A 25,838-nucleotide genomic window follows, 5' to 3' on the forward strand; every position below is an offset into this window, starting at 1 on the left:
AGCGCCTGGAATGAACTCAGCCGATCCCTTCCGCGGTAACTCCGGTCAGCCGCAGGCCCAGCCGCCGTCCCGGCTCGGCCGCTGGACCGCCTCAGCGTTGCCGCGGTGGTTCTGGACACCGAGGCGCAGTTCGTGTTCGGGAGCCCGCAGGCCGAGGAACTGTTCGGATACACCGCCGAGGAGTCCTGGGCCAGTACGCGGGACGACTGCTGCTCCACGAGCAGGACCTGGACCTGGTCATCCGGCTGTTCGCCGAGGTGATGGAGAGCGGGCAGAGCTGGGCGGGGCCCGCAGCGGATTCCCCTTCCGGCGTGTCCGGACTCGGTGGCGATGGAAAACCTGAACCGGCCCACCGGTCGGCCGGCACATCCCAACGCCCAGCCGAGCATCTACCCGAACCCGGCCACCGGTTCCTCTGGGTTCCAGGTCAAAGCTTGTGGGACCAAGCCATCACCGCCCCTATTGGGCGGCCAGTCGGAATTCCCGTCTGCAGCCAGCCATGACGGGGCCAGACCTTCACAGGAGTACGGCCTCGCCGACGATCGCTTGCTAAACGTTCAGCCAGTTTCTACTGTGAGCGTATGGACGACGCCATGGCTGACGTACCTGACCCACCTCACAACCGCATCCCAGGTGGCAACCACCTCCCCCGCGTCGCGCCGCTGCCGGAGGACCGCTGGGACGCACGGTTGCGCGGGCTTCTGGCCACCGCTCCACGGGACCCGGGAGGAGGGGTGCCCAGCATCTTCACCACCTTGGCCCGCCACCCGGACCTCTACGCGCGGTTCATGCCATTCGCCGGGCAGCTGCTCCGCGGCGGGCTGCTGCCGGGGAGGATCAGGGAGCTACTGATCCTGCGCACCGCGCACAACACCGGGGCCGCTTACGAGTGGGGACGCCATCTGCCGCTGGCCGAGGCCGTCGGCGTCACGACCGCGGAAGTCCGGCGTCTCACCCAGGACCCGGACGCCGCCGCCGGATGGACGGACGTAGAGAGGCATCTGCTCCGGGCTGCCGACCAACTGCACCGCGACGCACGGATCTCGACCGTGACCTGGGAAGCTCTCGCGTCCCACTACGAGGAGGCAGAGCTGATAGAGATCACCATGCTCATAGGCCAGTACCACATGCTGGCGTTCTTCCTGAACTCCACCGGCGTGCAGCTGGAGCCTGGCTTCGACCGGACCGGCACCGGGCAGGGGACGCGCATTGATGGATGAGCAGCGGAGACCGGAGAGGGAGGCGCGCCGTCTGGCCGGCCGCAAGCTCCTGGTGATCGGTGCGGGCACCCGTCCGGACGGGGATCCGCAAGCACCCGTCGGCAACGGGCGGGCGATATCCGTCCTTGCCGCCCGTGAGGGAGCGAGTGTGGCCTGCGCCGACATCGCACCCGAGGCGGCCGCAGCGACCGCCCGGCTTGTCACCGCCGAGGGCTCCACAGGGGTCGCCCTGGTGGCTGATGCCACCGACCCCGAACAGACGGTCGCGCTGGTCGCCGAGGCGGACCGCGAGCTCGGCGGCCTGGACGCGCTCGTGGTCAACGCGGGCATGGGGCTCGGCGTCGGCCTGGCCGACTCCTCGCCCGAGGACTGGGACCGCGTCCTCTCGCTCAATCTGCGCGCGCCCTTCCTGGCCGCGAAGTACGGCCTCCCGACGATGGGCGACGGCGGTGCGTTCGTCTTCATCGGATCCGTTGCCGGACTGCGCGCCGCCACCGGCTCGCCTGCGTACGACAGTTCCAAGGCGGGTCTGGGGGGTCTGACCCGGCACGTCGCCAAGGAGGGCGCGGCGCGCCGTATCCGCGCCAACCTGGTCGTACCAGGCCTGATCGACACCCCGATGGGCCGTCAGGCATCAGCAGCACGCAGCTCCAGGACCCAGTCCTTCGCCCGGATCCCGCTCGGTCGGCAGGGCACCGCATGGGAGGTCGCGGAGGCAGTCACGTTCCTGCTCTCCGACCGCGCCTCCTACATCACGGGCCAGCAGCTGGTGGTGGACGGCGGCCTGAGTGCGGTCTGACCGCGGTTCGGCAACCGTCCGGCCTCTGCGGGGGCCGACTCCCGCAGAGGACCACTGCCGTCGGCGTCAGCCGGTCCTCCGGTCCGAAGTGAGTGCCAGCAGCACCATGTCGTGGGCCGCGCGGCCGATCTCCTCCAGTCGGGCGCGCGAGGAGTCCAGCTGGTACTGGACCAGTACGCCGCGCGCCAGGCTCTCCAGAAGGAACGCCTGCGCGCGGGGGTCCAGGTCGGGGCGGATGCTGCCGTCGGCGACGCCACGGCGGACGTCGTCCTCCACGCCGGTGCGGACCAAGTCGAGTTGGCCGCCCAGGGGCCCCCTGGCGGTCTCCCCCGGGCTGCCGACCGCCTCGACGAGCAGCACCAGCAGCGCACGTGCCCGGACACTGGGGCCCGGCTCGGCCAGACTTGAGAAGTACTGCTCCAGCTTGGCCAGCACGGCCTCGAGCCCGGTCATCCGGTCGTATCCGGGGAGCGCCCGGAGCCGGTCGACGAAGACCTGGCGGATGTCGTTGATGACCGCCTCGACGAGCCCGGCCTTGGACTCGAAGTGATAGTTGACCATGCCCCGGCTGACCCCGGCGCGATCACCGACCTTCTTCACCGTGAGGCCGCGGTAGCCCTCCTCGGCGAGGATCCCCAGTGACGCGTCGATCAGTCTGCGCCGGGAAGCCTCCCGCTGGTCGTCGCGCATCGTCGGCAGGGGGCCGGTCGTCGTCGTGGGATCGGTCATCGCCCCAGCAGTATCCCATCCGCGACTGCCCCACTGCTCGAAAGGTGACCTGTGGACATCTTGCGCATCATCCTGGCCGTAGCCCTCGGCCCGATATTCGTCCTCACCGGGGGGATCAAGATCTACGGGCTGCGCCGGTCCCTGCAGTACCGCGACCACTTCGGCATGCCGCCCTCGCTCTGGCGGGCGATCGGCGTGCTGGAGGCAGCGGGCGGCTTGGGGCTGCTCGGGGGGCTGGCGGTCCTGCCGCTGGGCATCGCGGCCGGCGCGGGACTGTGCGCGCTGATGTTCGGCGCCGTACTGACGCACCTGCGGGCCAGGGATCCGATCCCCGTGGTGGCCTCCGCCTCGGGCGTTCTCCTGCTCGCCTCGATGTCCCTCGTGTGCGGCATCGCCGCATGACCCCCACGAACCGGAACGACTGCGGTGGGGAAGGCCCAACTGTGCCCTGGCGCGCAGGACGCGTGGGCAAGCGGCTGCGTCGGCGTAGAGGCGACACCGCCGGCCTGGTCATGGTGCGGCCGTTCGGTCGCCCTCCCTGCGGCTGTCCTCCTGGTCACCGGCCACCGTGACCTGTCCGCCGACGAGGCGCACTTCCACGCCGGTCATGACCGGCTGTTGAGAAATCCGATCGTCACGGCCCCCCACCAGCCGAGTTGGGAGAGGACGGCCGAGATCACTCCACGCACGAGCAGCCGCCGCAGGGGCAACGCGCCTCCCTGGCCGACCAGGGTGCGGTGCAGAGCTTGCGCGTGCACTCCGTTGAGCGCGACCAGGAGGACGAGCACCAGCTTGACCCGTGTGAGGGGTGCCTGTGGGTCGGGATCGAGGGCTATCCCGCTCAGCACCAAGCCGGCCAGCCCCGCCCACACGGGCACGTGCAGCGGGTCGGCGAACTCCAGCGCCTGACGCAGGCTCCGCCTCCCCAGCAGCCACAGCGCGCCGTAGTAGTCGATGGTCAACACCGAGCCCAGTCCGATGACCAGCGCCCCCAGATGCACGAACAGCGCGACCGTGCGCACCGCTGGGCCGGCCTCCACATGGAGCGCCGCCCACACGCTGCCCGCCCATGCCAGACAGATGAGCACGTCCGCTGTGATGAGCGTCCAGCCGTGCAGGGGCCTGCGGGACCCACCCGGATTCATGCGATCACCTCCTTGGCGGGCGTGGGGCAGCAGGGCGGTGGGGCTGGTATCCGCCCCACCGCCCGAGGCGGATCAGTTCCGGGCCACCCAGCCGGCCATGATCCCCATGACGTCGTCGTGCGAGTGCCCGTCGATTTCGTACCTGCTGGTGATTTGCAGGACATCCCCTCGGTGGATCGTGCCGAGGGGGTCACCGCTGCAGGGCGGCATGTCCGAGATCTCGGTGTTGCCGTGCAGGTCGATGAACTCGGGGCTGCCGCCTTCCTCCGCCACGATGTTGCACAGGAGTTCGCCCGTGGTGAGGTTCTCGGTCCGCACCGAGTGACCGCTGTGGTGGAGATGGCCGCGCATGTGCACCAACGTCCCGGAGATCGTGGATCGCCACCGCCGGATCCTTTCGCTGACTCCCTCCGGAGCGTCGTACGCGCTGCCGAGGCATCCGCCCGCGTCCATCCAGATCGGTGTCACCGGCTTGAGTCGCGAACCCGTGGCGGATTCATGGGTGTACGTCACGGAGAGGTAGACCGACTTGTTCTGTGGGGCGTGGTTCATCAGGTCGTAGAGCATGTTCCACCGCTCGCCCCTGCCGACCTTGATGCCGTATCCGGCGGGCAGGATGCTCTCCACACGCTCGTTGCCGGAGGCGAATATTCGCTGCGGGCCGTTGCACACGACATCGTTCTTCCAGTGATTTCCCATCACCATGTGGTGCAACATGGGCCCGGTGTTGACATTTGCGTTCGACCCGTCCGCGTAGACGAGATTGGGCTTGAATCCGGTGATGAAGCAGTCGTCGCACGGCTTCTGGACGTTCAGGGAGAGCCGGTTGCCCGTCTCCCCGTGGTCGTGCCCGGACGCGGCAGGGATGGTGAAGGGCCCGTACCGTACAGTCGTGACCTGCGGGCCGTGGTGCTGCCGCCAGGTGTCAGGGCCGGGGGCGGCTGCGGAGACGGCCGCGGGCACGGCGCCGGCCGCCAGTGCCGCGGCGACGATGACGGCGGTCAACGCGAGTTTCCGCTGAAGCATGTTTTCCTCCTTGCCGGAAAGAAGTTCTTCGGAATCGGCGGATGCGCACGGAAATTGGACGCAGGTTCGCCTCGCCTCACAATGGCGAGGGCATCGGGATACCCGATCGACATCACACAGACAGGCGCGTCTTCTCTGGACAGGAACGCATGACGGTCTACGCCGCAAGAGCGGACAGCGCATATCGAGGGAAGTCCCCTCACCGATAATTGCCTCGCTTGACTGCCCGTAGAGTGACGTGTGGCCTTTCCACTGTCAACCGGTCCCCGCCGCAGTGAAAACGGGGAAATTCCCGCCGAGTTGCTGACCAGCGTCTACTCGGGACGCTCGCCCCTCGGGCCGGCGCAACACCGGTGACTTCGCCGATTGCGGTCGTGGTGCATCGGTGATTCAGCCGCTGCTCCGCCCCGAACGGCCCCCGGCCGAGCGCCGGGCGGCGGTCGCGGTGCGGACAGCGGCCGAGGCCAGCCCGGCGAAGAGCCTGTGCACCAATGCGGTCCACGCCTTGCGGTCCGGGCCCTCGAAGTCCAAGGCGGTGAGTACGTCGACCCCGAGGGACACACACAGCACCAGGCGGGCGCAGGCCGCGCTGTCGACCTCGGGGGCCAGTGAGCCGTCCTGTTGGGCGAGTTCGACCAGCTCCGTCAATTTGGCCTCCGCCCTGCGCAAGGCGGCGTGGACCCTTCGGGCGACCTCGTCGTCCCGCCGCGCGGCGGCGAGTGCCTCGCTGACCAGAGGCGCCCACGTTCGCCGGCGGGGGTCGGAGAGGTCGGTGGCGACCATCTTGAGCAGGTCGGTGGAGGCCGCCCCGCGGTCGAGCGCCTCCACCAGCTTGCGCGCGGCGGCTGCCAGCCCGCGGTCGACCGCCTCGGCAAGAAGGTCGGCCTTGTTCCGGAAGTTGCCGTAGATCGCGCCGGTGGAGAGCCCGGCACGACGGGCTATGTCCTGCACCCGCGCACGGTCGTAACCCTGCTCGCCGAATTCGTGAACGGCTGCCTCGATCAGCCGGTCACGGATCAGGGCACCGGACTGCCTTGAGAGGGAATCAGGCTCTGCCACGACCCAAGCGTAGCCGCGTAGGGAGGATCCAAGGGGCCCTCGCAGAACGGCACTTCGGGCGTCGCCACTATTGCACTCCCGGTCAAGAATAGTCATTATTCTCGACCTGAGGCGTCGAGCCGGGAGCGTGCGTCATGACGTACGGCACCGAGCAACCCCCCATCATCGGCAGACAGGCCGAGCGCCGACAGCTCGCGGCGGCGTTGGACGCCTGCCGCGAAGCCTGCGGCGGCGCCCTGCTCCTGACCGGTGGCCATGGCATCGGCAAGACCACACTGCTGCGCTACGCGTCCCACCTGGCCCATGAATTCCGCACGGTCAGGGCCGACGGGGTACCGGCGGAGCAGCACCTGGCGTACGGAGCGGTGCAGCGGCTGGTCAGGCCGCTGGCCGCCGACATCCCTCAGCTGCCGCCGCAGTCCCGTGAGGTTCTCGAGCGGCTGCTGCTCGGGCACGTCCCGTCGCCCGGGGAGCGTTCCCTCATCGGCGTCGCCGTGCTGGCGCTCCTGGCGAAGGCGAGCGGCCGCAGCCCGGTGCTGGTCGGCGTGGACGATCTGCACCGGGTCGACGCCGAGTCCCGGTACGCAATCGGCTTCGTGGCCCGCCGGATCAGCGCCGAGCGGGTCCTGATGCTGGCCGCGACGGAGAGGCACGCGTGCGCTGCCGTGTCGGGGGTGCCAGTACTGCGTCTGGCGGGCCTGAGCGACCAGGACTGCCTGCGGCTCATCGCACGGATCGCGTCTTGTCCGGTGGCGCTCCCGGTGCGCGAGGTGCTCCTCCATGCAGCCGGCGGCAATCCCCTGATCCTGCTGGAGTTATTGCGGACGCTCACACCCGCAGAGCTGAGCCAGGTGTCCCGGCTGCCCGATCCCCTGCCGCTGGCACCTCGCCTGGCGCGCCTTCGTCTCGCCGAGTTCCGTCGGCTTCCCGAAGACTGCCGGAGACTGCTGTTGCTGCTGGCCGCGGAACCGGGTCTGGACCCCCTGACCTTCTTCCGCGTCGCCCAACGGACGAGCATCGACCCGTCGGCCCTGAAGCCGGCCGAGACCGCGGGCCTGCTCACCACCTCCAGGACCGCGATCTCGTTCCGGCACGACGACCTTGGCCGGGCCATCTGCCAGGGAGCGGATCCCGCCGAGCGGCACTGGGCGCACGACATGTTGGCGCGTGCCTTCGCCGACACGCACGACGATCGTCGTTGCTGGCACGAGGCGGCCCTGCGGTCGGAGGCCGACGCCGACCTGGCCGATGAGCTGGAGCGTCAGGCTGCCTGCACACATCAGCACGGCAGCCCGGCACACGCGGCGGCGCTCATGGAACGCTCGGCCCAGCTGAGCCACGAGGACGGCCGCCGGGGAAGCCGCCTGGTCACTGCGGCCGACTACAGCACACGCGCAGGACGGCCGAGGCGGGCGGCCCGGCTGCTGGAACGGGCGGAGACCCTGGTCGGCAGGGATCAGCCGTCCTTGCGGGGACGCATCGCCTACCTGAAGGGCGTGATCTCCCTGCAACACGCCGCCGCGCCAGATGCCTACGACGGGCTCTTGACCGCCGCCGACCTGCTGGCGGGTGACAACCCGTCGCAGGCCGTCAAGGCTCTGGTGGCAGCGGGGGAAGCGGGCCTGCATGCGGGAAACGCAGCCTTGTGCGCGCAGGCCGGCCGACGCGCGCTGGCGGTGCTCAACGGCTCGGCGACTGGGGAGGAAGAGCCGGCGAGCCGATTGGCCGTCGATGTTCTGCTGGCGGTCGCCGATGCGCTGCAAGGACGGCCGGCGACCGCGGTGCCTCGGTTGCGCGAGCGTCTCGGCACGGCGGCACGGACGGACGATCCCCTGCTGCTCGCGTGGGCGTCGCACGGTGCGCTGTTCATCGCCGACGATGCCCGCGCGCGTGCGCTGGCCGGCCGCGCGGTGGCGCTGGCGCGCACGGCAGGTGACACACCGACGATGGTCCACGCGATGCAGTACCTCTCGTATCCGGAGTGCTGGCTGAGCGGACCGGACACCGCGACGCTCACCGCCACCGAGGCACTGCGGCTCGCCCGCGAAACGGGCCAGCTCACCTGTGTCCGCAATCTGATGGGGATGCTGATGCTCGCTGCCGGTGTCACCGGAGACTCCGGGACGTGCGGGCAATACGCGGACCGCGTCGTCGGCGAAGCACAGGCGCACGGCCTGGGCCTGCCGTCCGCCCTTGGCCTGTGGGGCCTGGCGCACCTGGATCTCGCCTCCGGAAACTGGGCCGAGGCGGCTGCCAAGCTGCGCCGGCTGGTCCGTACGAGGCTCGGACATCCCGGTGTCGCGATCGAGGCCGTGCCCAGCTACGTGGAGGCCGCCGTGCGAGCCGGGGACCGACCGCGGGCGGAGCGCGCCGCGGCGGCTTTCGCTCCTTGGGCGGAGGCGGTCGGCCGGGGGTGGCCGACCGCGCTGGCGGCCCGGTGCCGCGCGCTGCTGGAAACCGGCGACACCGAGCAACATTTCCGGAGCGCTCTGCTTCTGCACCCGATCGGCGATCGCGAACTGGAACTGGCCCGCACATGCCTGCTCTACGGCGAGTACCTCAACCGCGAGCGCCGACGCGCGGACGCCCGCGCCCAGCTTCGGGAGGCGGCCGACATCTTTCGCAGGCACGGAGCGCGGCTGTGGCTCGACCGTACCGGGGCCGAGCTGCGCGCCACCGGGGACGACTGGGACCCCACGGAGAACGAAGCCCCGGCTGTTGAAGGCAGGACCGGAACACTGACCTCCCGTCAGCGCCAGATCGTCCGGCTGGTCGCCCAGGGCGCGACCAACAAGGAGGTGGCGGCCCGGCTGTACCTGAGCCCACGCACCGTCGACTATCACCTGCGTCGCATCTTCGAGCGCCTTGGTATCACCTCGCGGTCCGACCTGATCCGCCGGTGCGCAGCCGACGCCGGTTCCGGCACATGATCCGAGCAGTTGGCCGCCGCCATGCCGAAGGCCTGGGCAGGCCGGCCGACGCCAAGGAGATTCGTACGGCCCCGACAGACGCGATCCGGCCTCAGGAGATCAGGCTCGTGCGTCTCGCTGCTGAACTTCCTTGAGGACTCCGGCCACCGTCGCGAAGTCATTGTCCACGTGGAGGACGGTGTGCCCATGGTGTACAGCTGTCGCACACACCAACAGGTCGATCGCTCCCGCCGCCCGATGCTGGCCTCGCTGGGTCAGTTTGTACTGGGCGGTGTCGACCCACCGCCAGGCGTTCTTCGGAACCGGAGAGAGCAAGCAGAGCGCGTCCAGTTCCTCTGCCAGCTCATCTCGGTGAGACGGGCTGGTCGCCGAGTAGAGGAATTCGGTACGTGTCGGCTCGCAGAGGTGGAATACTCCGGCGGCGATGTGTCCCTCCCAGGGGCGCAGCGCACCTGGGGTGCGGAACAGGTGCCACAGAGCCGAGGTGTCCACCAGATACGTGATCACTCGAAGGCCTCGCGTCGCGCACGCTTCTCGGCTTCATGCGCCGCTGCGGCCTGCTCGAACTCGCCACGCGAACCTCGCGCGGCCAGCTTCTCCGCGGCCTCAAGCCTCTTGATCCGCGCCACGTAGTCCCGAAGAGCCGCGTTGACGGTCTCCTTCTTCGTCGTGGCACCCATGAGCCGCATGGCCTCGGCGAGCGCCTCGTCGTCGAGATCAATCTGCGTGACGGACACCGGACACCTCCAACATCCACAATGTATGCATCCAAGATACATCGCCAACATTGACGCGGCCACCGATCGCGAACAGACCGCTCAAGGGAGGTGCGCAGGATGTTGAGGCGTTATCAGCGGGGGCTGCCGCACCTCGATACGAATCACACCATGGAACCTATGACGGACTTGGGTCTGGCGCAGCAGTCGTCGGCTGAGCAGCGCCGCTCCGCCCGTGGTGACGGCCGCGGCGACCGAAACGCCCAGTGCGACCGGCAGTTGCTCGGTGACCGCGTCGCCGATGTGCTTCGTCGTGATCCCGGCGGACACCAGCCCCACCACCGAGCCGCTGGGATCCTTGACGGGAACCACAGCACCTACCGATGGCCCGAGCGTGCCGGTCTAGGCCTCCGTGACCGTCCCACCTGCCCGAGCGGGGGCAATGGTGCCGATGAAGTGCTGACCGAGGCGGTCCGGGTTGGCGTGGGTGTAGCGAATTCCGTCCCGGCTCATGATGACGATGAAGTCGACGTGCGAGCGTTCCCGGGCGGCTTCGGCCGTGGCTGGAGCGCCGCGGTCGGATCTGGGGACGCGAGCGCCTTGAGGATTCCGGGTGAGTTGGCGACGCTCTCCGCGACAGCCAGAGAACGCTGTGCAGCCTCGTGCCGGCTGTCCCTCATGGCGTCCAGGACGAGCACGGTGGTGGCGTCGGCAGCGAGCAGCAAGAGGACCGCGACCTGCAGCAGGAACATCTGACCGACGACACTGCGCTCGCTCAGCACCGAACGCCGTCCACGTCGCGTCTTGCGTACAGAAAGGCCGATGGAAAGGGAACTCCGGGAATTCCCGGAGCGGTGGCACCCATGAATCATTTCTACCCAATACGGCTGAAACATGTGGAATATCGATGGGAGCCTCAGCTCTTGCTGGTCGCCGACGCGCCGGTGCAGGAGTGATCCGATCAGTCGGTCGGGGCGAGGGCCGCCGGGTCCTCGCTGTGCCGGACCGCGCCGTCGGCGGAACGCCTCCGCGTGCCGAGGACCGATCCCAGCCATCCGAGGAGGAAACCCACGGGAATGCACACCAAGCCGGGGTTGCGCAAGGGGAAGATCGCGAAGTCCGCGTCGGGCAGCAAGGCGGCCGGATGGCCGGACACCGCGGGGGACAGCGTCATGAGGAGCAGCACGGTCAGCAGGCCGCCGTACAGGCTCCAGGTTGCCCCTCGGGTAGTGAAGCCCCGCCACCACAGGTTGTAGAGGATGGCGGGCAGGATCGCGGAGGCCGCGATGGCGAAAGCGAGTTCCAGCAGGAAGGACAGGTTGAGGTCCTGGGCGAACATGGACAGGGTGATGGCGCCGGCGCCGATCAGCAGGACCGCCCCTCGGGCCACGGCGAGTTCCTCCTGCTCCGAAGCCTTGCCCCGCCTGATCGTCGCCCCGTAGATGTCGTGGGCCAGTGAGGCCGCCGCGGTGAGGATGAGGCCCGTCACGACCGCCATGATCGTGATGAAAGCCAGGCAGGCGACGGCGGTGAGCGTAATCGAGCCGCCGAGGGAGTCGGCCAGTAGGAGTACAGCGGTCTTGCCGGAGGGACTGTCCGAGACGATGGCATGTGTGCCGAGCAGGCCGGCCGCACCGAGCCCGATCACCACGGCCGCCATGAAGAAGCAGATGATCAGAAGGCTGCCGAACTGTATCGATCGCCTTGCTTCGCGTGCGGTGGCCACAGTGCCGATCCGCATCAGCACATGGGGCAGACCGGCGGATCCGAGCACCCTGGTGAGCTCCAGGCCCAGCGCATCCAGTGCGCTGGCGCCTTCGTCGGCGTGCGCGCCGGGCCGCAGGAAGTCGTCGCCGAGTGCGCTGTGGTCTGCTGCGGCACTCAGCAGGGTTGCCGGGTTCCAGCCGAAGCGCGAGAGCACCGCGAGCGCCAGGACGGCACCGCCCGCCAGGAGCAGCACGGCTTTGACGCACTGCACCGCGGTTGCCGCCCGCATGCCGCCGCCGACTACGGAGAGAACCATCAACATCCCCAGACAGGCGACGAGGGCCCTCTGGGCGGCCGCCCCGTCCAGGCCGAGGATGGGCGCTGCGAGCGTCCCGGCGCCGACGAGCTGCACAATCAGATACACCAGCGAGATGAGCAGGGCAACCACGCCGGCGGCCATGTGCGTGGGCCGCGGGCTCAGACGGCGGGCGAGAGAGTCGCCGACGGTGAACCGCGCCGAACCGTGGTAGGCATCGCTGATCACGACCAGGAGCACGATCCAGGCGGCGGAGGAGGCCAGCACGTACAGGATGCCGTCGTAGCCTCTCAGCGAGACCAGACCCGGGTTGCTCAGCATCCCGGCGGCGGACATGTAAATGCCGAAGACGGCCAGCCCGTTGCCGACCCATGACAGCCGTCGATGGCCGAGGTAGAAGTTGCTCAGGGTGTCACGGCCCACGGCAGCGAGGCAGAGGAACAGCGTGCTCGCGCCGAAGGCGGCGAAGACCGTGAAGACCGGGAAGGTGTCGTTGTAAGAAGCCTGGGTCATCAACGGTCGCTCTCCGGGTGCGCGAGGCTGGACGGAACGTGCTCGGTCAGTGGATCGATCGTGGCCTGGGCGTACGGCCCGTACCACACAGCGGCCCCGGCCGTGACGGCAAGCTGCACCAGCAGGAGGCCGAAGCCGACGTTGAAGGGGCCGGCGATCGGCAGGGCCAGCAGATCTCCGGCCTGCCTGGCCAGAACCGCGATGGCCATGTGGACGCCGAGCACCGCGACGGTGACGCGCACCGGCAGCCGCCGTGCCGCGCACAACCGCTGCACCGCTGAATCCGGCCGACGGCTGGGGGAGGCAGTGGCAGCAGCGGGTGAGGAAGCAGGGCCGGCCGCCCGCGGCGAGGGCGTCCTCCCCGTCGGCTGCTCGTCCTGTGCCAGAACGGCCGCCATGCGCAGGGCCCAGAGTCTTCGCTCCCATGAGCCCTGATCGTCGGCCGCACGCTGGGCCGCCCAGTACCGGGGCAAGAGGGATTCGGCCGGATGAAGGCCCGCGTAGCTCTGGGCGATGGCCTGCCTCAGCTCCGCGGGGGTGTACGACGAGCCGTGGCGGAGTCCGCTGAGGTAGAGGGCGGCGACGATGGTCGAGTCGTGTTCGGGGGACGGGCCGTGGGAGGACACCGAGTCTCCTTCGGACGGGAGGACAGACGGACGCAAGGGCCGCATGGATCCAGCGGTGCGGAAATGCCCCGGAGCGCGATCAGCGCACGTCACGTAGGGCAGAAGAGCCTGGCCGGGTTCCCCCCGGCAGCGCGTCCGTGAGGCGTAACCGTGCCGGAAGGGAGATGTGACAGGAAGGGGCCGAACCGCAACGATCAGACCTACTTGCGTACGTTGCGGTCACCGGCACGCCGATCCTCGAAACGGTTGCACGCACGGCAGTTGTCGCCGTCGGCGCCGTAGGCCCTTCGGAAGCGGGCGGTTGCTGCTCTGAGATACGACCGCACAGGGTCGGATTTTGATCCGCCGTCAGTCACGATTCTCTGTCGCCGAGAAGCCGACATGGGGTCGCCGGGCGCAGGTTGTGGCCCCTCCTGGCATGTCCCCCTTCGCCGGGAGTGCGTTGTTGCGGCGGACGGAGGCGAGGAAGGAGGCGGCGATCAGGACGACGCCGATCAGGCCGGTGATGATCTCGCTGATCTGGTGCTGGACGGTGATCAGCAGGATCGCGGCGAGGGCACCGATGGCGTAGTGGGCGCCGTGCTCCAGGTAGACGTAGTCGTCGAGGGTGCCCTGGCGGACCAGGTAGACGGTGAGTGAGCGGACGTACATCGCGCCGATGCCGAGGCCGAGGGCCATCCAGAAGATGTGGTTGGTGATGGCGAAGGCGCCGATCACGCCGTCGAAGGAGAACGACGCGTCCAGGACCTCCAGGTAGAGGAAGAGGAAGAACGCGGCCTTGCCTGCGAGGGCGACCGCCGAGACCGGTCTGCCCTCGGCCCTGGCCTTGTCCGCCTCCTCGTGCTCGTGTTCCTCCTCGTCTTCGAGCCTGTCCTCGAAGTAGCCGGAGAGGCCGCCGACCACGAGATAGGTGATGAGGCCGGCGACCCCGGACAGCAGTACGGTGGCGGACTTGTCCGCGTGGCCGGTGCTGACGTGGGCGTGGGTGGCGAATGTCATCGCCGTGGCCAGCAGGGCGATGAGCGCGACGCAGACCGCCAGCATGTCGATCTTGCCGAGCTTGGCGAGCGGGCGCTCCAGCCAGGCGAGCCACTTGATGTCACGGTCCTCGAAGATGAAGTCGAGGAAGATCATCAGCAGGAACATGCCACCGAAGGCGGCGATCGCCGGGTGTGCGTCGGTGACCAGGTCCTCGTAGCGGTCCGGCTCGTCGAGGGCGAGCTGCACCGCCTCGATGGGCCCGACGTTGGCACTGATGGCGACGATCACGACCGGGAAGACCAGCCGCATGCCGAACACCGCGATCAGAATGCCGACGGTGAGGAAGGTCTTCTGCCAGAAGGCGTTCATCTTCTTCAGAATTCCGGCGTTGACGACCGCGTTGTCGAAGGACAGCGAGATTTCCAGGACCGACAGGATCAGTACGATCCCGAAGGCCTCCCAGCCCCACTGCCATGCCGCGAAGGCAAGCCCGGCCGCCGTGACGGCGAACGACCAGCCGAATATCCTCAAGATCATCTTTATCCCAGCTTTGAGGAAAGTGTTCCGTGATACGTGCAGAACCCAGCGATCGCCGGCGTTACGACGCCAGCCGGTCAAGGTCTGCGGTCGGCGGCGCGGGCGCCACCTCGAACCAGACGACCTTGCCCGTCGCAGTGCGTGTGCTGCCCCAGCTCGCCGCCAACAACGCGACCAACACAAGGCCCCGGCCGCTCTCGGCGTACAGCTCGTGACGACGCGGTGTGGGCAGCCCGGCTACCGTGTCGGTCACCTCCACCCGCAGCCGGACCCCCGTCCAACGCACCGTCACCGAGCACGGCCCGGTGGTGTGACTCACCGCGTTGGCGATCACCTCGCTCGCCAGCAGCCCGAGGTCGTCCCGCGTCTCGTCCGCCAGCGGGAGATTCCAGCCGCGGACCACCGACAGGAGCAACCGACGAGCCTTGGGCACGGTCGCCGGGTCCTCCGGGGAGACGCGGAAGCTGTGGAACAGTGACAGTCCGGGGATGTGCGTCATGATCATTCCTTGGTGCGCGGCCCGCCCCGACAGGGGCGGGAGAAGGCCGCCGTGCCTCGTGGAGGGAGGACCGGTCGGTCCTCCGGCCGTAAGGGGAGGCTCTGATCCCCCGCGGCGGCGCCGGAGTGCCCGGCGGTTGGGGGCCGGTCCCGTGGCGTCCACGGATGTGGACCGGCCCCTGCCCGCGAGGCAGGCTCAGGACTTCTGGGCCAGCGCCTTCAGGGCGTTCTCCGCGCCGGCGTTCAGCGGGACGGGCGAGACGGCCTGCGCCTGGGCGAGCTCGATCTCAGTCGCGGCCGCGTTCACCTTCTCCAGTTCGCTCTTCTTCTCGTAGATCAGGTTGACGATGTCCGCGGCCAGATCCGGGTCGAAGCCCTTCTTCACGAGCAGCACGTTCGCAACCACGATCGTCGGCACGTCCTTGGGCTGGTTGTATACGGACGCCGGGATGGAGCCCTTCTGGTAGACGTCGCCGTACTCCTGGTTCAAAGCGGGCAACTGCGGGGTGACGTCGAGGAGGCGGACGTCCTTCTTGAGGCTGGTCGTGAGGTCGGTGATGCCGCCGCTGGGCAGTCCGCCGGACCAGAACAGCGCGTCGATGGTGCTGTCCTTCATGGCGTCGACGGACTCGGGCAGAGCGAGGCGCTCCGCCGTGACGTCCTTGGCCGGGTCCAGCCCGGCGGCCTTCAGCAGACGGTTGGCGATCACTTCCGTGCCGGAAGCGGGCGCCCCGGTGGACACTCTCTTTCCTTTCATGTCCTCAAGGGACTTGATGCCGGAATCGGCCCGGACCAGGACCTGGGTGTAGTTCGGGTACAGCCGGGTCAGGGCCTCGATCTCCTGGGGGGCGTCGAACCCCTCCTTGCCCTCCACGGCGTCGTCGGCGGTGTCCATCAGGGAGAACGCGATGTCGTAGGTGCCGGCCCCGAGGCCCTGGATGTTCTGTACCGACGCTCCGGTGGAAGTGGCGGTGGCCCGGTAGCCGTCGATGTTGCCGGAGATCAGCTCCGCGAGGCCACCACCGATCTGGTAGTAGACACCGGTGGTGGCACCGGTCGCGATCGTGAGCCGGCCGCCCTTTCCGCTGCTCGCGCCCGTGTTGTCGGTCTGCTTCCCGCCGCCGCAGGCGGTGGCGGCCAGAGCGGTGACCAGGGCGGCGACTGCGAGGCGTGTGGCACGCATCCGGTGCTTCATGAGGGGAGGTGTCCTTCCGTGATGGTTTCCGCCGGGCGGTTCTCACCGGTGGTGGGAACCGCGGGGGTCTGCTGCCTGCGGCGTACGAGATGGATGCCGAGGGCGAGTACGAGTGCCACGACACCCGCGGCGATCGCGACGGGTTCGAGGTAGAGGAGGCAGAGCGCGGCGACAGCGCACAGCGTGCGCTCCACACGCCTGGCCGGGCCGAGCAGCCACCCTCCGGTGGCGGCGGCCAGCGCGGCGACCGCGAGGGCCGAGATGGCGGTGGTCCACACGATGCCCACCAGGCTTCCCGTGCCAAGCAGTTGGGAGCCGTTGTCGGTCAGGACGAAGGCGAACGGCACCAGGAACGCGGGCAGTGAGTACTTCCAGGTCGCCACCATGGTGCGCATCGGGTTGCCCCCGGTGATGGCGGCGGCCGCCGCCGCCGCGAGCGCCGTCGGAGGGCTCACCTCGGACAGAACGGCGTAGTAGAAGATGAACATGTACGCCTCGTGGGTGGCGACCCCCAGCGAGAGAAGTGCCGGCGCGATGATCACTGCGGCGATGATGAAGGATGCGGTGACCGGGACGGCGAGCCCCAGGATGGACACCGAGACCGCCGCGAAGAAGACGGTGAGGACCAGTACCACGGTCTTGTCGTCGCCGAAGAGTCCGGCCGCGTCGACGATTACCGAGGCCAGGCTCAGGCCGAGCCCTGTCTGGGTGACGACGGCGACGATGATGCCTGCCGCGGCACAGGTGGCGACCACCGGCAGCACTGATCGACAGCCCTCGGCGAGCGCCGCGTACAGCCGCCGCGGCGTCATCCGGTGCTCGGGGTCGAGGAACGAGAGCAGGAACTGCAGGGCCGTGGCGTAGACAACCGCCTTGAAGGGCGGCAGTCCCGCAGCCATGAAGCCGATGATCATGAAGAGGGGGAGGAAGTGGTAGCCGAACCGGCCGAGCAGCCTCAGCGCCGACGTGCCCTTCTCCCCCACCACTGGCTGCGCCTGGTGCTTGCGGGCGTCGATCTCCACCGCGAGGAGGATGCCCAGGTAGTAGCAGGAGCGTGGGCACCAGGGCGTACAGCAGGACGGTGAGGTAGCTCTCCCGCAGGTACTCGGCGATGATGAACGCCGCGGCGCCCAGGGTGGGCGGGGAGAGGATGGCGCCGATCCCGGCCGCCGCGAGCACGCCGCCGCCCTGCTCCTTGCCGTAGCCGGCCCGGCGCAGCACGGGCCAGGCGACCGATCCGAGGCTGACCGCGGTCGCGGTGCCGGACCCGGAGACGGTGCCGAGCAGGAAGCCGGCTGCGGTCACCGTGCGGCCGGGGGCGCTGCGGGAGCCGCGGAAGGCCGCGAAAGACAGGTCGATGAAGAACTTGCCCGCACCGGAGATGTCGAGGACCGCGCCGAAGATGGTGAACAGCACGATGTACGTGCCGGCCACGTTCAGCGGTACGCCGTACACCCCGTCGGTGCCCATGAAGAAGTGGGCCGCGATCGCGTCGATGTCGAACCCGCCGTGCGCCAGGGACCAGTCGTACGGCAGCAGCCCGCCGTAGTAGGCGTAGAGCAGGAAGGCCGCGCAGAAGGCGGGCAGTACCCAGCCGGTGGTGCGGCGGCACGCCTCCAGGACGAGCACGATGAGGACGAGCCCGGCCAGCACGTCGAGGGAGGTGGGCAGCTGCCGCCGTTCGATGAAGGGGTCGAACTCCAGCAGCGGGTATACGCACACGGCGAGCGCGGCCGCAGCGAGCAGCCAGTCGAACCAGCCGGGGTCGTCGCGCCGTGCCGGTTTGCCGGGCTTCTTGTGGGCGTCGGCACCGCGCCGCCAGGGAAGCAGCACCGCCGGTACCCGCACCGCGCCGCGGTAGGTCAGGAAGACCAGCGGCAGCGTCGCGGCGAGGAAGATCGTCAGGTAGTACTGGCTGCCCTTGGCCAGCGGGAAGAAGATCGCGTAGAGCACGAAGACCGACAGGGCCGCGCACGCCAGGGACACCGGCACGGACACCCGTGGGGAGAGTTTCCGGGCCGGCCGTTCCTGGTCGAACTCGGCCACCAGATCCTCAGCGGTCCGCTGCTGCGGCTCGGTCGGCGCCGTTGCCATGCTCATCTCGGCCATCTCCTGGGGCTGGGTCGCTTCGCTGTAACCCCAACGTGGCAGCCGTCATAAGCCGGCAACAGAGAACGCCTGCGGTCTTAACCTAGGTTTAGGGTTGGGTGACGGGGATCACTTCTACGCTCGTTCCGACGGCCGAAACCCGCGCTGCCCCTGGCCTTCGTGCCCTGACGGGGCTCAGGGTCCAGCGCACGAGAACAGGGGACTGCGGTGCGGATACTCCTGGTCGAAGACGACAATCGGGTCGCCGACGCCCTGGCGGGTGCGCTGCGGCGCAACGGCTACGAGGTGCGGCGCGCGGCCAACGCCGTCGACGCGCTGGCCGCGCCCGCCGTCGATCTGGTCCTGCTGGACCTGGGCCTGCCGGACCGGGACGGCATCGAGGTGTGCCGGGAGCTGCGTGCCCGGGGCGGGGTCCCGGTGATCGCGGTGACCGCGCGGGGAGGCGAACCCGACCGGGTACGGGGGCTGCGCAGCGGCGCCGACGACTACGTGGTGAAACCCTTCGGCACCGCCGAGCTGCTCGCCCGTATCGAGGCGGTGCTCCGGCGCAGCATGAGCCAGCGCGCCCACGAGGCCCGGCTCGTCACCGTCGACGGCCTCCAGATCGACCTCGGACGGCGTGCGGTCACCCTGGACGGGCAGCCGGTGCCCCTCACCCGCAAGGAGTTCGAGGTGCTGGCCGTGCTGGTGCGCGCCGACGGTGCCGCCGTGCCCCGGGACCGCATCGTCGTCGAGGTGTGGCAGACGACGTACGAGGGCATGTCGCGCACGCTCGACGTGCATGTGGCCACCCTGCGCGGCAAGTTGGGGCGGGCGGGAAGCGTGGTGCGGACGGTGCGCGGCTTCGGCTACCGCCTCGCGACCGCCGACGGGGTGGCCCCGGCCACGGTTCCGGCTGCGCCCCCGGCTCCGGACACCGCCCCTGATGCGGCTCCTGCCCCGAACTCGGACTGCCCGACCCCTGCCTCGCCGCCCATGGCGGCCGACAGCTGAGAACGCTGATCACCGATGCGCCGCCGACTCCTCGTCATCGTCTTCGCCCTGGTCGCGGGCCTCATCGTGGCGCTCAGCCTGCCCTTGGTGCGGGCCACCGCGGAGCGTACGGTCCAGCGTTCGTTCATCGGACGGGTCGAGGACGGCGCATGGTTCGCCGACATGGCGGCCACCGCCCTCGAATCGGGACGGACCGGCCGCCTGGAGGCCGCCGCCGACCGCTATACGGCCCTGTACGACTCGCGGGTCGCCGTCGTCGACGCGGACAGCAAGATCGTCGTCGCCCCCCGCCCCCTCGACCTGGAGGAGCCGCAGGTTCGGTCGGCGCTGCTGAGAGCCCTGGCCGACCGGCCCGCGCTGCAGCCCAGCGTGGTCTGGCCGTGGGACGATCGCCCGTTCGTCCTGGCTGAGCCGGTCAAGCGCGACGGCCGGGTGCTCGGCGCCGTGCTCATCGTCTCGCCCACCGACCGGGCCCGTTCCGAGGTCGCCGACCACGTGACCCTTGTCGTCCTGGGCAGCCTCGCCGCACTCGCCGCCGTGGTCATCGCGGTCGCGGCCCCGGTCGTCCGGTGGGTGCTCCGCCCGGTCCACGAACTGGACCGCGCCACGCACGAGGTCGCCCTGGGGCGGCTGAAGACCAGGGTCTCGGAACGGGTGGGCGCTCCGGAACTGCGCCGCCTCGCCAACAGCTTCAACGCGATGGCGGACAGCATGCACGCCTCGCAGGAACAGCAGCGCGCATTCGTGGCGCAGGCCTCCCACCAGCTGCGCAATCCGCTGACCGCGCTCCGGCTGCGGGTGGAGAACCTCGAGGAGTTCGTGAACGACCCACGTGGCCTGCACGAACTGCACTTCGCCGTGGAGGAGACCGACCGGTTCGGCGAGATCCTCGACGGGCTGCTGCGCATGGCCAGGGCCGAGGCGTCCGAGGCGGAACGCCGGCCCGTCGACGTAACGGCCGTGGTCGTCCACCGGGTCGACGCCTGGCGGACGGCCTACGAGGCGGAGGGCGTCCCGCTCACGATGCGGGTTCCCGACGGTGTGAGCGCGCTGTCCCTGCCCGACTGCCTCGACCACGCGCTGGACACCCTGCTCGACAACGCGCTCAAGTTCGGCGACGGCACCCCGGTGGACGTCTCGGTCACGCGGGCCCCGGCCGACGACGCTGTTGCACCGGGCGGGCAGGACGACGGTGTGGTGGAGGTGACGGTCCGCGACGGCGGCTCCGGGCTGACCGCCGAGGAACTGGCTCAGGCAGGCGGGAGGTTCTGGCGCAGCACACGCCACCAGAACGTCCGGGGTACGGGACTCGGCCTCGCCCTCACCCGCATGGTGGTTGAGGCGGGCGGCGGCGAACTTCGCCTGGCGGCGGCCGAGCCGCGCGGGCTCGCGGCCACGATGCGGTTGCCCAGTGCTCCCCCGCCCCCTGTCGCGGCGCCCTGACCAGAACGTCGGCCGGTGTCAGGGATGCGACTCGCGGAACCAGCGCGCCGCGCCCGGGTGCAGGTCCAGCGGGTAGGTGGCGATCGCCGTACGCCGGTCCAGCCGACGGGCCTCCGGGTGGGCGCGGATGAGCTGCGACTGCCCCTCGAACAGCAGCCGGGTCAGCCAGTACGCCTCCGCGTCCGGCATGTCCCTCCGCACCACCAGAAAGTTCGGCAAGCTCACGGTGGTCACCGCACTCTGCGCCCCGTAGACGACGGCGGGCACGGTGGTCTCCGTGTAGAGCTCGCCGTAGGACCGGGTGAGATCGGCGACCACGTCGCCGAGGTCGACAAGGCGGATGGGCAACGTCCGGCGGAGCTCGGTGATCGCCGCGGTGGGCAGGCCGCCGCTCCACAAGAAGGCGTCGATCCGCCCGGCGGCCAGGGCAGCCGTCGCCTCTCGCACATCGAGGCGCACGGTGCTCACGTCCTTGCCCGCAGAGAGCCCTGCGACCTTCAGGATGCGTTCGGCGAGCAGCGCGGTGCCCGAGCCCGCAGCGCCCACGGAGACCCGCCGCCCGCGGAGCTCCCTCACACTGCGTACCGGGCTGTCGGCGGGGACCACGAGCTGCACGTAGTTGTCGTAGAGCGCGGCCAGCGCCACCACGGGTACCCGCCCGGTGAACGGCGCGCGCCCGGCGACGGCGTCCGCGGCGGAATCGGCGAGCGTGAAGGCCACCTGCACGTTGCCCGCGCCCACCCGGCGCAGGTTGTCGACACTGCCCCCGGTGTGCAGGACACGGGCGGACGCGTCGGGCAGCCGGCGCTCGATGAGATCGCCGTATCCGGCCCCGTACTCCGCATAGACGCCGCCCTGGTTGCCGGTGGCCACGCTGATCTCACCGGAAGGTCGGGACGGCTCATCGCTTCCGGTGCACCCTGCGAGCAGCATCACCATCATCAGTGCGATGGTGGCGGCAAGCAGGCGTGCCACCGGCATGGGGGCCTCCTTGGACACGGCGAACCGGGCTCTGACCGCCGGGGACGGACCACAGACCACCGACGGACCCACGCGATCAGCCTAACGGGCCTGGAACGGGTGGCGTCATCCTCGGCGGAGGGCGAAGCAGCGTCATGACCTACTACTGCGCTGATGCGCCTTTGCGCCGGCTGACTGGCCGCGGCGAAAGCTCTGGGCCAGGGAGCGGGGTGAGAAGGGGATGCGATAGAGACGGTCATGAGAGCGCCCGGTTCGTCCGGAGCGGAGTAGGTCTCGGCGATGGCCTGGTCGAGCTCGGCGTCGGAGTGCAGCGATTCATGGTGGAGGCCGCTGAGACGGAGGCCGCTGCTGTGCTGGGATCCTGCGACACCGCGCCGCCCCGAGCCGGAACCGGAGCCGGGTAGGCGACGGTCCCCAGAGCGCCACTTCCGATTACCCGCGTCCTGCCGGCGTCTTGAATACAGCGTCCAACTGCTCGTAGCGGTTCGAACTAACCACGACGGCAACGGCGTTGAACTCGCGAGCAGCGGATTCAGTCCGTTGGCTCAAAGTCCCGAATCCGCACGCCCGCTGAGACGTTTCCGCAGGTCACATGCCTGCACAGTGGGGCGGGTGGGACTCGAACCCACGGCCGACGGATTATGAGTCCTTTTCGGATCTTCCGATCCGTCCCCACTCTTGCCTCGATCTTCCTATAACTGCAGGTCAGAGGCTCTTTGTCATTCTGCCTCTGCGCCGGCCTTCCTGATCCTTCCGCGCCCTTCCGTCCCCTGCGTGTCCCCTGGCAGTCCCCCGAGAGCCTTCCCTGAGGAGACGCTTGGGGGTGTTGCTGAATCGACGCAGGTTGAGCATGGCGTAGTTGAGGTCTCGAACTCTCACGCAGCGGAGTGCCTTACCGATGGAAAGGGCCCCGCCTGGATCCAGCCAGGGCATCCGGCGCTGGGCCGACAAGGGCCGCCAAGGCGCCGACGGCACCGTGGGGGTGCTGCCCTACCGCAGCCGCTGGGAGGTCGGGTACACCGGCTGATCCCAATTCCCGAAGCGCCATAGGAGTTCCAATGCCAGGCATTGGATTCCTCATTGGATACCTATCGGACCGCGGCCTACTGTCGAGGACATCGCCGCTCTGACGAACTGCACTCACAGTGTCAGTGATCGCAGAGTGTCAGCGGACGCAGCACTTCAGAGCGCGCGATATGCAACCCACCCCTCCGAGCCCCGGCCAGCCGGGCCCGTACCTCGGAGAAACACCATGTCGAAGATCCTTTTCGTGATGACCGGCGTCGACTACTGGACGCTGGCTGATGGCACCAAGCACCCGACCGGCTTCTGGGCCGAAGAGGCCGTCGCCCCGTACAAGGCGTTCAGGGCCGCGGGCCACGAGATCGTCGTAGCCACCCCGGGCGGCGTCGTCCCCACGGTGGACAAGGTCAGCCTCGTCGCCGAGGTCAACGGCGGCCAGGAGAACGCCGACAAGATCGCGAGCGCGCTCGCCGCGATGACCGAGCTGCAGAACCCGATCAAGCTCGAGGACGTGAACCTCGACGACTACGCCGTCGTCTTCTACCCCGGCGGTCACGGCCCGATGGAGGACCTCGCCGTCGATGCCACCTCCGGCAAGCTGCTCATCGACACCCTGGAGGCGGGGAAGCCGCTGGGGGTGGTCTGCCACGCCCCGGCCGCCCTGCTCGCCGCCGTGAAGACCGACGGGTCCAACGCCTTCGCGGGCTACCAGGTGGCCGCGTTCACCAACTCCGAGGAAGCGCAGGCCGGCTTCGCCGACAAGGCGAAGTGGCTGCTGGAGACCCGCCTGACGGAGGCGGGCGTGCAGGTGCAGCCGGGCGAGCCGTGGGTTCCCAACGTGGTCGTCGACCGCAACCTGGTCACCGGCCAGAACCCGGCATCCTCCGCCCCCGTCGCCGCGGAACTGCTCAAGAAGCTGGCATGAGCCATGGGCACTGACCGGCTGGATGAGGTCCTGGACGCCACCTACGACTGTCTGACCCGGTACGGCGTGCGGCGCACCACCATGGACGACATCGCCACCACCATGGGCGTGTCCCGGTCAGCGGTCTACCAGTACGTCCGCAGCAAGGACGACGCCTTCCGGCAACTCGCCCACCGCCTGCACACCCAGGCACTGGAGCGCGCCCGGCAGGCCGCGGCCGCCGAGGACGCCCCGTACGCCGAGCGCGTCCGGGGCGTCCTGGCCGCCAAGCTCGACTTGGCCCTTCAGCTCGCCGGGGACTCCCCACACACCGCCGAACTCCTGGACGAAAAGGCCCGGCTGTTCGGGGGGATCTGCACCGCCTTCACCGCGGACCTACGTCGCCTGCTGATCGGCCTGTTCACCGAGGCCGGCACCGTGGGCGGTATCGAGCCCGGCGAGGCGGCTGATATCGCGATCGCCCTGGCGATCGGACTGGAGTCGGTGGGCGACGGCAGGCTGCTGCTGGGGCCCGCGACCGACGCGCTTCTGTCCGGCCTGCTGGGCGCCCCGGTCGCGACCCGCTGACCGCGCGCCCCGGGCGTTCGTTCTCCCGTTCCTCTGTCGTTTCGCTCTGTGCCGCTGAGCCATGCTCGTTTCCAGCCGGTTCAGCCACCGCAAGGCCCGCCTGGACGTACGTGCCCCTGCACTGAACTGCCCCCATCCAGTCCCTGCCGCCCTGGCGGAACGGCCAGGGCGGCACCACCGCCCCTGCGGTCCAACACCCCCGTCCCGCCGGACAGCTCTTCCCGAAAGGCGCCCCCATGTCGTCCAAGCACCGTGTCCTGACCGCGCCTGCCGGCGCTGGATACGGGCTCGTTTACATCCTCGGTCTCGCGGCCACTGTCGTGGCCATGATGCAGACCCTGGTCGTGCCCATCCTGACCATCATCCGCGACGAGTTGTCCCTGACCACCTCCACCGCCAGCTGGCTGACCACCGCCACCCTGCTGTCCGCAGCCGTCTTCACCCCGCTGCTGGGGCGGCTCGGGGACATGCGCGGCAAGCGCCCCGTCCTCATCGGCATCCTGCTGGTCACCGTGGCCGGCTCCGTCCTTGGAGCCACCACCAGCTCCCTGCCCCTGCTGCTGACCGCCCGGGCGATGCAGGGCGCCTCCACCGCGATCTTCCCGCTGGCCCTGTCGGTGCTGCGCGATGAACTGGAGCCCCGCCGGCTGTCCGGCGCCATGGGCGTGATCAGTGGCACCCTTGCGGTGGGTGCCGGGCTCGCCCTGGTCGGCGCGGGACTGCTCACCCAGGGCACCGATCCCGACTACCACCGCGTCTTCTGGATGGCCACCGCCCTGTCCCTGATCGCTCTCGTGGGCGTCATCGCCGCCGTCCCGCCCTCCCGCGAGACCACCGGCGGACGCACCGACTGGGCCGGCGCGGTCACCCTGGCGGCCACCCTCGTCCTGTTTCTGCTGCCCGTTTCCCAGGGCAACACCTGGGGCTGGACCTCCCCGCGCACCCTGATCCTTTTCGCCGCCGCGGCCGTCCTGGCCACGGTCTGGGTGGTCGTCGAGCGACACGTCAGCGAGCCCATGGTGGACATGACCATGTTCGTGCTCCGGCCGGTGCTGTTCGCCAACATCGCCGGTGTGCTGCTCGGCTTCGGCATGTTCACCCAGTTCATCGGCATCGCCTTCCTGGCCCAGACCCCCAGGGAACTGGCCGACTACGGCTTCTCGGCCTCCGTGCTGGGCGCCGCGACCACTTACCTGCTGCCCAGCACCCTCGCCTCACTGATCGCCGCGCAGCTGGGCGGCACCCTGGTACGCCGCATCGGCGCCCGCGTGACCCTGGCTGCCGGCGCCGCCTCGGGCGTTGCCGGCTTCGCCTGGCTCGCCCTCGCCCACGGCAGCACCGCATCCGTCGCCAGCGCGGGCGTCCTTACCGGCATCGCCGTCAGCTTCGGCTTCGCCGCCCTGCCCGCCTTCATCGCCCAGGGCGTGCCCGCCCACCAGAGCGGCATCGCCAACAGCATCAACTCCATCGCCCGTTCGGTCGGCAGCTCCGCAGGCTCGGCCGTCATCGCCACCGTGCTGGCCGCCAACACCCTGCCCCATCTCCCGCCCGGCACCCCTGCGCTGCCGGCCGAGACGCAGTACAGCGTCGTCTTCGCCCTCGGTGCCCTGGCCTTCGCTCTCATCGCCCTGGTCGCCCTCACCGGCCTCAACTTCAACGGCACGACGCCCAGCCGCATCGTGCGGCAACCGGCCAACAGCCTCCCGGCTCCGTCGGCACCGCCACAACCTGCTGTGCTGAACACCGCTGGCAACTGACCCTGACGGTCAGCACATCCCTCTCGCTGAACAGGCCCATCCC

General features: G+C 69.6%; 23 protein-coding genes and 3 pseudogenes. 11 read left to right on the plus strand and 15 right to left on the minus strand.

The annotated features are described in order from the left end of the window. Positions 1-81: 81 nt before the first annotated feature. The 3 genes and pseudogenes from H4N64_RS08280 to H4N64_RS08290 form a co-directional block, all read left to right on the plus strand. Positions 82-287, plus strand: a pseudogene (locus H4N64_RS08280) (PAS domain-containing protein); the annotation flags it as partial. 306 nt (positions 288-593) lie between these two features. Next, on the plus strand, positions 594-1,220 hold the full coding sequence (locus tag H4N64_RS08285) for a carboxymuconolactone decarboxylase family protein (protein ID WP_186281459.1): 627 nt from the start codon (positions 594-596) through the stop codon (positions 1,218-1,220). Continuing rightward, a complete protein-coding gene (locus H4N64_RS08290) occupies positions 1,213-2,019 on the plus strand; it encodes an SDR family NAD(P)-dependent oxidoreductase (RefSeq protein WP_186281460.1) in 807 nt (268 codons plus the stop codon). Before H4N64_RS08285 ends, H4N64_RS08290 begins: the two co-directional genes overlap by 8 nt. 66 nt (positions 2,020-2,085) lie before the next feature. On the opposite strand, the gene H4N64_RS08295 is transcribed toward H4N64_RS08290, so the two are convergent. After that, the gene (locus tag H4N64_RS08295) at positions 2,086-2,748 is read right to left on the minus strand and encodes a TetR/AcrR family transcriptional regulator (protein WP_186281461.1); all 663 of its coding nucleotides are present in this window, start codon (positions 2,746-2,748) and stop codon (positions 2,086-2,088) included. Between the two features lie 51 nt (positions 2,749-2,799). Between H4N64_RS08295 and H4N64_RS08300 the strand changes: the two genes are divergently transcribed. Continuing rightward, the gene (locus H4N64_RS08300) at positions 2,800-3,150 is read left to right on the plus strand and encodes a DoxX family protein (RefSeq protein WP_186281462.1); all 351 of its coding nucleotides are present in this window, start codon (positions 2,800-2,802) and stop codon (positions 3,148-3,150) included. A gap of 203 nt (positions 3,151-3,353) precedes the next feature. On the opposite strand, the gene H4N64_RS08305 is transcribed toward H4N64_RS08300, so the two are convergent. The 3 genes from H4N64_RS08305 to H4N64_RS08315 form a co-directional block, all read right to left on the minus strand. After that, positions 3,354-3,893 carry a hypothetical protein gene (locus H4N64_RS08305; RefSeq protein ID WP_186281463.1) on the minus strand — a complete coding sequence of 180 codons (540 nt, stop codon included), beginning with the start codon at positions 3,891-3,893 and terminating at the stop codon, positions 3,354-3,356. A 72-nt stretch (positions 3,894-3,965) separates the two neighbouring features. After that, on the minus strand, positions 3,966-4,919 hold the full coding sequence (locus tag H4N64_RS08310; protein ID WP_186281464.1) for a hypothetical protein: 954 nt from the start codon (positions 4,917-4,919) through the stop codon (positions 3,966-3,968). Positions 4,920-5,309: 390 nt separating this feature from the next. Continuing rightward, positions 5,310-5,978: a TetR family transcriptional regulator gene (locus H4N64_RS08315; RefSeq protein WP_186281465.1), complete on the minus strand. Its 669-nt coding sequence runs from the start codon at positions 5,976-5,978 to the stop codon at positions 5,310-5,312. Positions 5,979-6,112: 134 nt separating this feature from the next. On the opposite strand from H4N64_RS08315, the gene H4N64_RS08320 reads away from it, so the two are divergent. Beyond that, on the plus strand, positions 6,113-8,908 hold the full coding sequence (locus H4N64_RS08320) for a helix-turn-helix transcriptional regulator (protein WP_186281466.1): 2,796 nt from the start codon (positions 6,113-6,115) through the stop codon (positions 8,906-8,908). Positions 8,909-9,007: 99 nt separating this feature from the next. Here H4N64_RS08320 and H4N64_RS08325 read toward each other — a convergent pair whose 3' ends face one another. The 10 genes and pseudogenes from H4N64_RS08325 to H4N64_RS44905 all read right to left on the minus strand — a co-directional run. Beyond that, positions 9,008-9,415 carry a PIN domain-containing protein gene (locus H4N64_RS08325; protein WP_186281467.1) on the minus strand — a complete coding sequence of 136 codons (408 nt, stop codon included), beginning with the start codon at positions 9,413-9,415 and terminating at the stop codon, positions 9,008-9,010. After that, positions 9,412-9,645: a type II toxin-antitoxin system VapB family antitoxin gene (locus H4N64_RS08330; RefSeq protein WP_186281468.1), complete on the minus strand. Its 234-nt coding sequence runs from the start codon at positions 9,643-9,645 to the stop codon at positions 9,412-9,414. The genes H4N64_RS08325 and H4N64_RS08330 overlap by 4 nt, the downstream gene beginning before the upstream one ends. Before the next feature lie 81 nt (positions 9,646-9,726). Further along, positions 9,727-10,485: pseudogene (locus H4N64_RS08335) on the minus strand (hypothetical protein). Positions 10,486-10,585: 100 nt separating this feature from the next. Continuing rightward, a complete protein-coding gene (locus H4N64_RS08340) occupies positions 10,586-12,160 on the minus strand; it encodes a sodium/solute symporter (RefSeq protein WP_186281469.1) in 1,575 nt (524 codons plus the stop codon). Beyond that, positions 12,160-12,786, minus strand: coding sequence for a DUF485 domain-containing protein (locus H4N64_RS46325; RefSeq protein WP_186281470.1), 627 nt, complete (start codon positions 12,784-12,786; stop codon positions 12,160-12,162). The genes H4N64_RS08340 and H4N64_RS46325 overlap by 1 nt, the downstream gene beginning before the upstream one ends. A gap of 348 nt (positions 12,787-13,134) precedes the next feature. After that, positions 13,135-14,304 (minus strand): DUF475 domain-containing protein, encoded by a 1,170-nt coding sequence (locus tag H4N64_RS08350; RefSeq protein ID WP_186281471.1) that lies wholly within the window; start codon positions 14,302-14,304, stop codon positions 13,135-13,137. Between the two features lie 61 nt (positions 14,305-14,365). Continuing rightward, on the minus strand, positions 14,366-14,803 hold the full coding sequence (locus H4N64_RS08355) for an ATP-binding protein (RefSeq protein ID WP_186281472.1): 438 nt from the start codon (positions 14,801-14,803) through the stop codon (positions 14,366-14,368). A 195-nt stretch (positions 14,804-14,998) separates the two neighbouring features. Further along, positions 14,999-15,985 (minus strand): TAXI family TRAP transporter solute-binding subunit, encoded by a 987-nt coding sequence (locus H4N64_RS08360; RefSeq protein ID WP_260859595.1) that lies wholly within the window; start codon positions 15,983-15,985, stop codon positions 14,999-15,001. 8 nt (positions 15,986-15,993) lie between these two features. After that, positions 15,994-17,019, minus strand: a complete 1,026-nt coding sequence (locus H4N64_RS44900) for a TRAP transporter large permease subunit (protein ID WP_336246664.1) — start codon at positions 17,017-17,019, stop codon at positions 15,994-15,996. A 79-nt stretch (positions 17,020-17,098) separates the two neighbouring features. Then, positions 17,099-18,106: pseudogene (locus H4N64_RS44905) on the minus strand (TRAP transporter large permease subunit); the annotation flags it as partial. Positions 18,107-18,313: 207 nt separating this feature from the next. Between H4N64_RS44905 and H4N64_RS08370 the strand changes: the two are divergent. Together H4N64_RS08370 and H4N64_RS08375 are read left to right on the plus strand one after the other, a co-directional pair. Then, positions 18,314-19,099 carry a response regulator gene (locus H4N64_RS08370; protein WP_186281474.1) on the plus strand — a complete coding sequence of 262 codons (786 nt, stop codon included), beginning with the start codon at positions 18,314-18,316 and terminating at the stop codon, positions 19,097-19,099. 15 nt (positions 19,100-19,114) lie between these two features. Next, entirely contained in the window at positions 19,115-20,542 is a 1,428-nt protein-coding gene (locus H4N64_RS08375; protein ID WP_186281475.1) for a sensor histidine kinase, read from the plus strand. 18 nt (positions 20,543-20,560) lie between these two features. On the opposite strand, the gene H4N64_RS08380 is transcribed toward H4N64_RS08375, so the two are convergent. Next, a complete protein-coding gene (locus tag H4N64_RS08380) occupies positions 20,561-21,523 on the minus strand; it encodes a TAXI family TRAP transporter solute-binding subunit (RefSeq protein WP_186281476.1) in 963 nt (320 codons plus the stop codon). Between the two features lie 898 nt (positions 21,524-22,421). On the opposite strand from H4N64_RS08380, the gene H4N64_RS44910 reads away from it, so the two are divergent. The 4 genes from H4N64_RS44910 (at position 22,422) to H4N64_RS08395 (ending at position 25,795) form a co-directional block, all read left to right on the plus strand. Beyond that, positions 22,422-22,550 carry a hypothetical protein gene (locus H4N64_RS44910; protein ID WP_260859596.1) on the plus strand — a complete coding sequence of 43 codons (129 nt, stop codon included), beginning with the start codon at positions 22,422-22,424 and terminating at the stop codon, positions 22,548-22,550. Positions 22,551-22,775: 225 nt separating this feature from the next. Next, positions 22,776-23,471 (plus strand): type 1 glutamine amidotransferase domain-containing protein, encoded by a 696-nt coding sequence (locus tag H4N64_RS08385; RefSeq protein ID WP_186281477.1) that lies wholly within the window; start codon positions 22,776-22,778, stop codon positions 23,469-23,471. Between the two features lie 3 nt (positions 23,472-23,474). Further along, complete coding sequence (locus tag H4N64_RS08390; RefSeq protein ID WP_186281478.1) at positions 23,475-24,038, plus strand: TetR/AcrR family transcriptional regulator; 564 nt, start codon at positions 23,475-23,477, stop codon at positions 24,036-24,038. Positions 24,039-24,274: 236 nt separating this feature from the next. Further along, positions 24,275-25,795, plus strand: a complete 1,521-nt coding sequence (locus H4N64_RS08395) for an MFS transporter (RefSeq protein WP_186281479.1) — start codon at positions 24,275-24,277, stop codon at positions 25,793-25,795. Positions 25,796-25,838: the final 43 nt, after the last annotated feature.

The sequence above is a fragment of the Streptomyces cupreus genome (assembly GCF_014257025.1).
Classification (GTDB): Bacteria; Actinomycetota; Actinomycetes; order Streptomycetales; family Streptomycetaceae; genus Streptomyces; species Streptomyces cupreus.

What these genes read in the sequence shown, in the direction of transcription:
- H4N64_RS08285 (WP_186281459.1), top strand. Translation starts at nt 594, where the DNA reads ATGGCTGACGTACCTGACCCACCTCACAACCGCATCCCAGGTGGCAAC.
- H4N64_RS08290 (WP_186281460.1), top strand. Translation starts at nt 1,213, where the DNA reads ATGGATGAGCAGCGGAGACCGGAGAGGGAGGCGCGCCGTCTGGCCGGC.
- H4N64_RS08295 (WP_186281461.1), bottom strand. Translation starts at nt 2,748, where the DNA reads ATGACCGATCCCACGACGACGACCGGCCCCCTGCCGACGATGCGCGAC.
- H4N64_RS08305 (WP_186281463.1), bottom strand. Translation starts at nt 3,893, where the DNA reads ATGAATCCGGGTGGGTCCCGCAGGCCCCTGCACGGCTGGACGCTCATC.
- H4N64_RS08310 (WP_186281464.1), bottom strand. Translation starts at nt 4,919, where the DNA reads ATGCTTCAGCGGAAACTCGCGTTGACCGCCGTCATCGTCGCCGCGGCA.
- H4N64_RS08320 (WP_186281466.1), top strand. Translation starts at nt 6,113, where the DNA reads ATGACGTACGGCACCGAGCAACCCCCCATCATCGGCAGACAGGCCGAG.
- H4N64_RS08340 (WP_186281469.1), bottom strand. Translation starts at nt 12,160, where the DNA reads ATGACCCAGGCTTCTTACAACGACACCTTCCCGGTCTTCACGGTCTTC.
- H4N64_RS08350 (WP_186281471.1), bottom strand. Translation starts at nt 14,304, where the DNA reads ATGATCTTGAGGATATTCGGCTGGTCGTTCGCCGTCACGGCGGCCGGG.
- H4N64_RS08355 (WP_186281472.1), bottom strand. Translation starts at nt 14,803, where the DNA reads ATGACGCACATCCCCGGACTGTCACTGTTCCACAGCTTCCGCGTCTCC.
- H4N64_RS08360 (WP_260859595.1), bottom strand. Translation starts at nt 15,985, where the DNA reads ATGCGTGCCACACGCCTCGCAGTCGCCGCCCTGGTCACCGCTCTGGCC.
- H4N64_RS08375 (WP_186281475.1), top strand. Translation starts at nt 19,115, where the DNA reads ATGCGCCGCCGACTCCTCGTCATCGTCTTCGCCCTGGTCGCGGGCCTC.
- H4N64_RS08380 (WP_186281476.1), bottom strand. Translation starts at nt 21,523, where the DNA reads ATGCCGGTGGCACGCCTGCTTGCCGCCACCATCGCACTGATGATGGTG.
- H4N64_RS44910 (WP_260859596.1), top strand. Translation starts at nt 22,422, where the DNA reads ATGGAAAGGGCCCCGCCTGGATCCAGCCAGGGCATCCGGCGCTGGGCC.
- H4N64_RS08385 (WP_186281477.1), top strand. Translation starts at nt 22,776, where the DNA reads ATGTCGAAGATCCTTTTCGTGATGACCGGCGTCGACTACTGGACGCTG.
- H4N64_RS08390 (WP_186281478.1), top strand. Translation starts at nt 23,475, where the DNA reads ATGGGCACTGACCGGCTGGATGAGGTCCTGGACGCCACCTACGACTGT.
- H4N64_RS08395 (WP_186281479.1), top strand. Translation starts at nt 24,275, where the DNA reads ATGTCGTCCAAGCACCGTGTCCTGACCGCGCCTGCCGGCGCTGGATAC.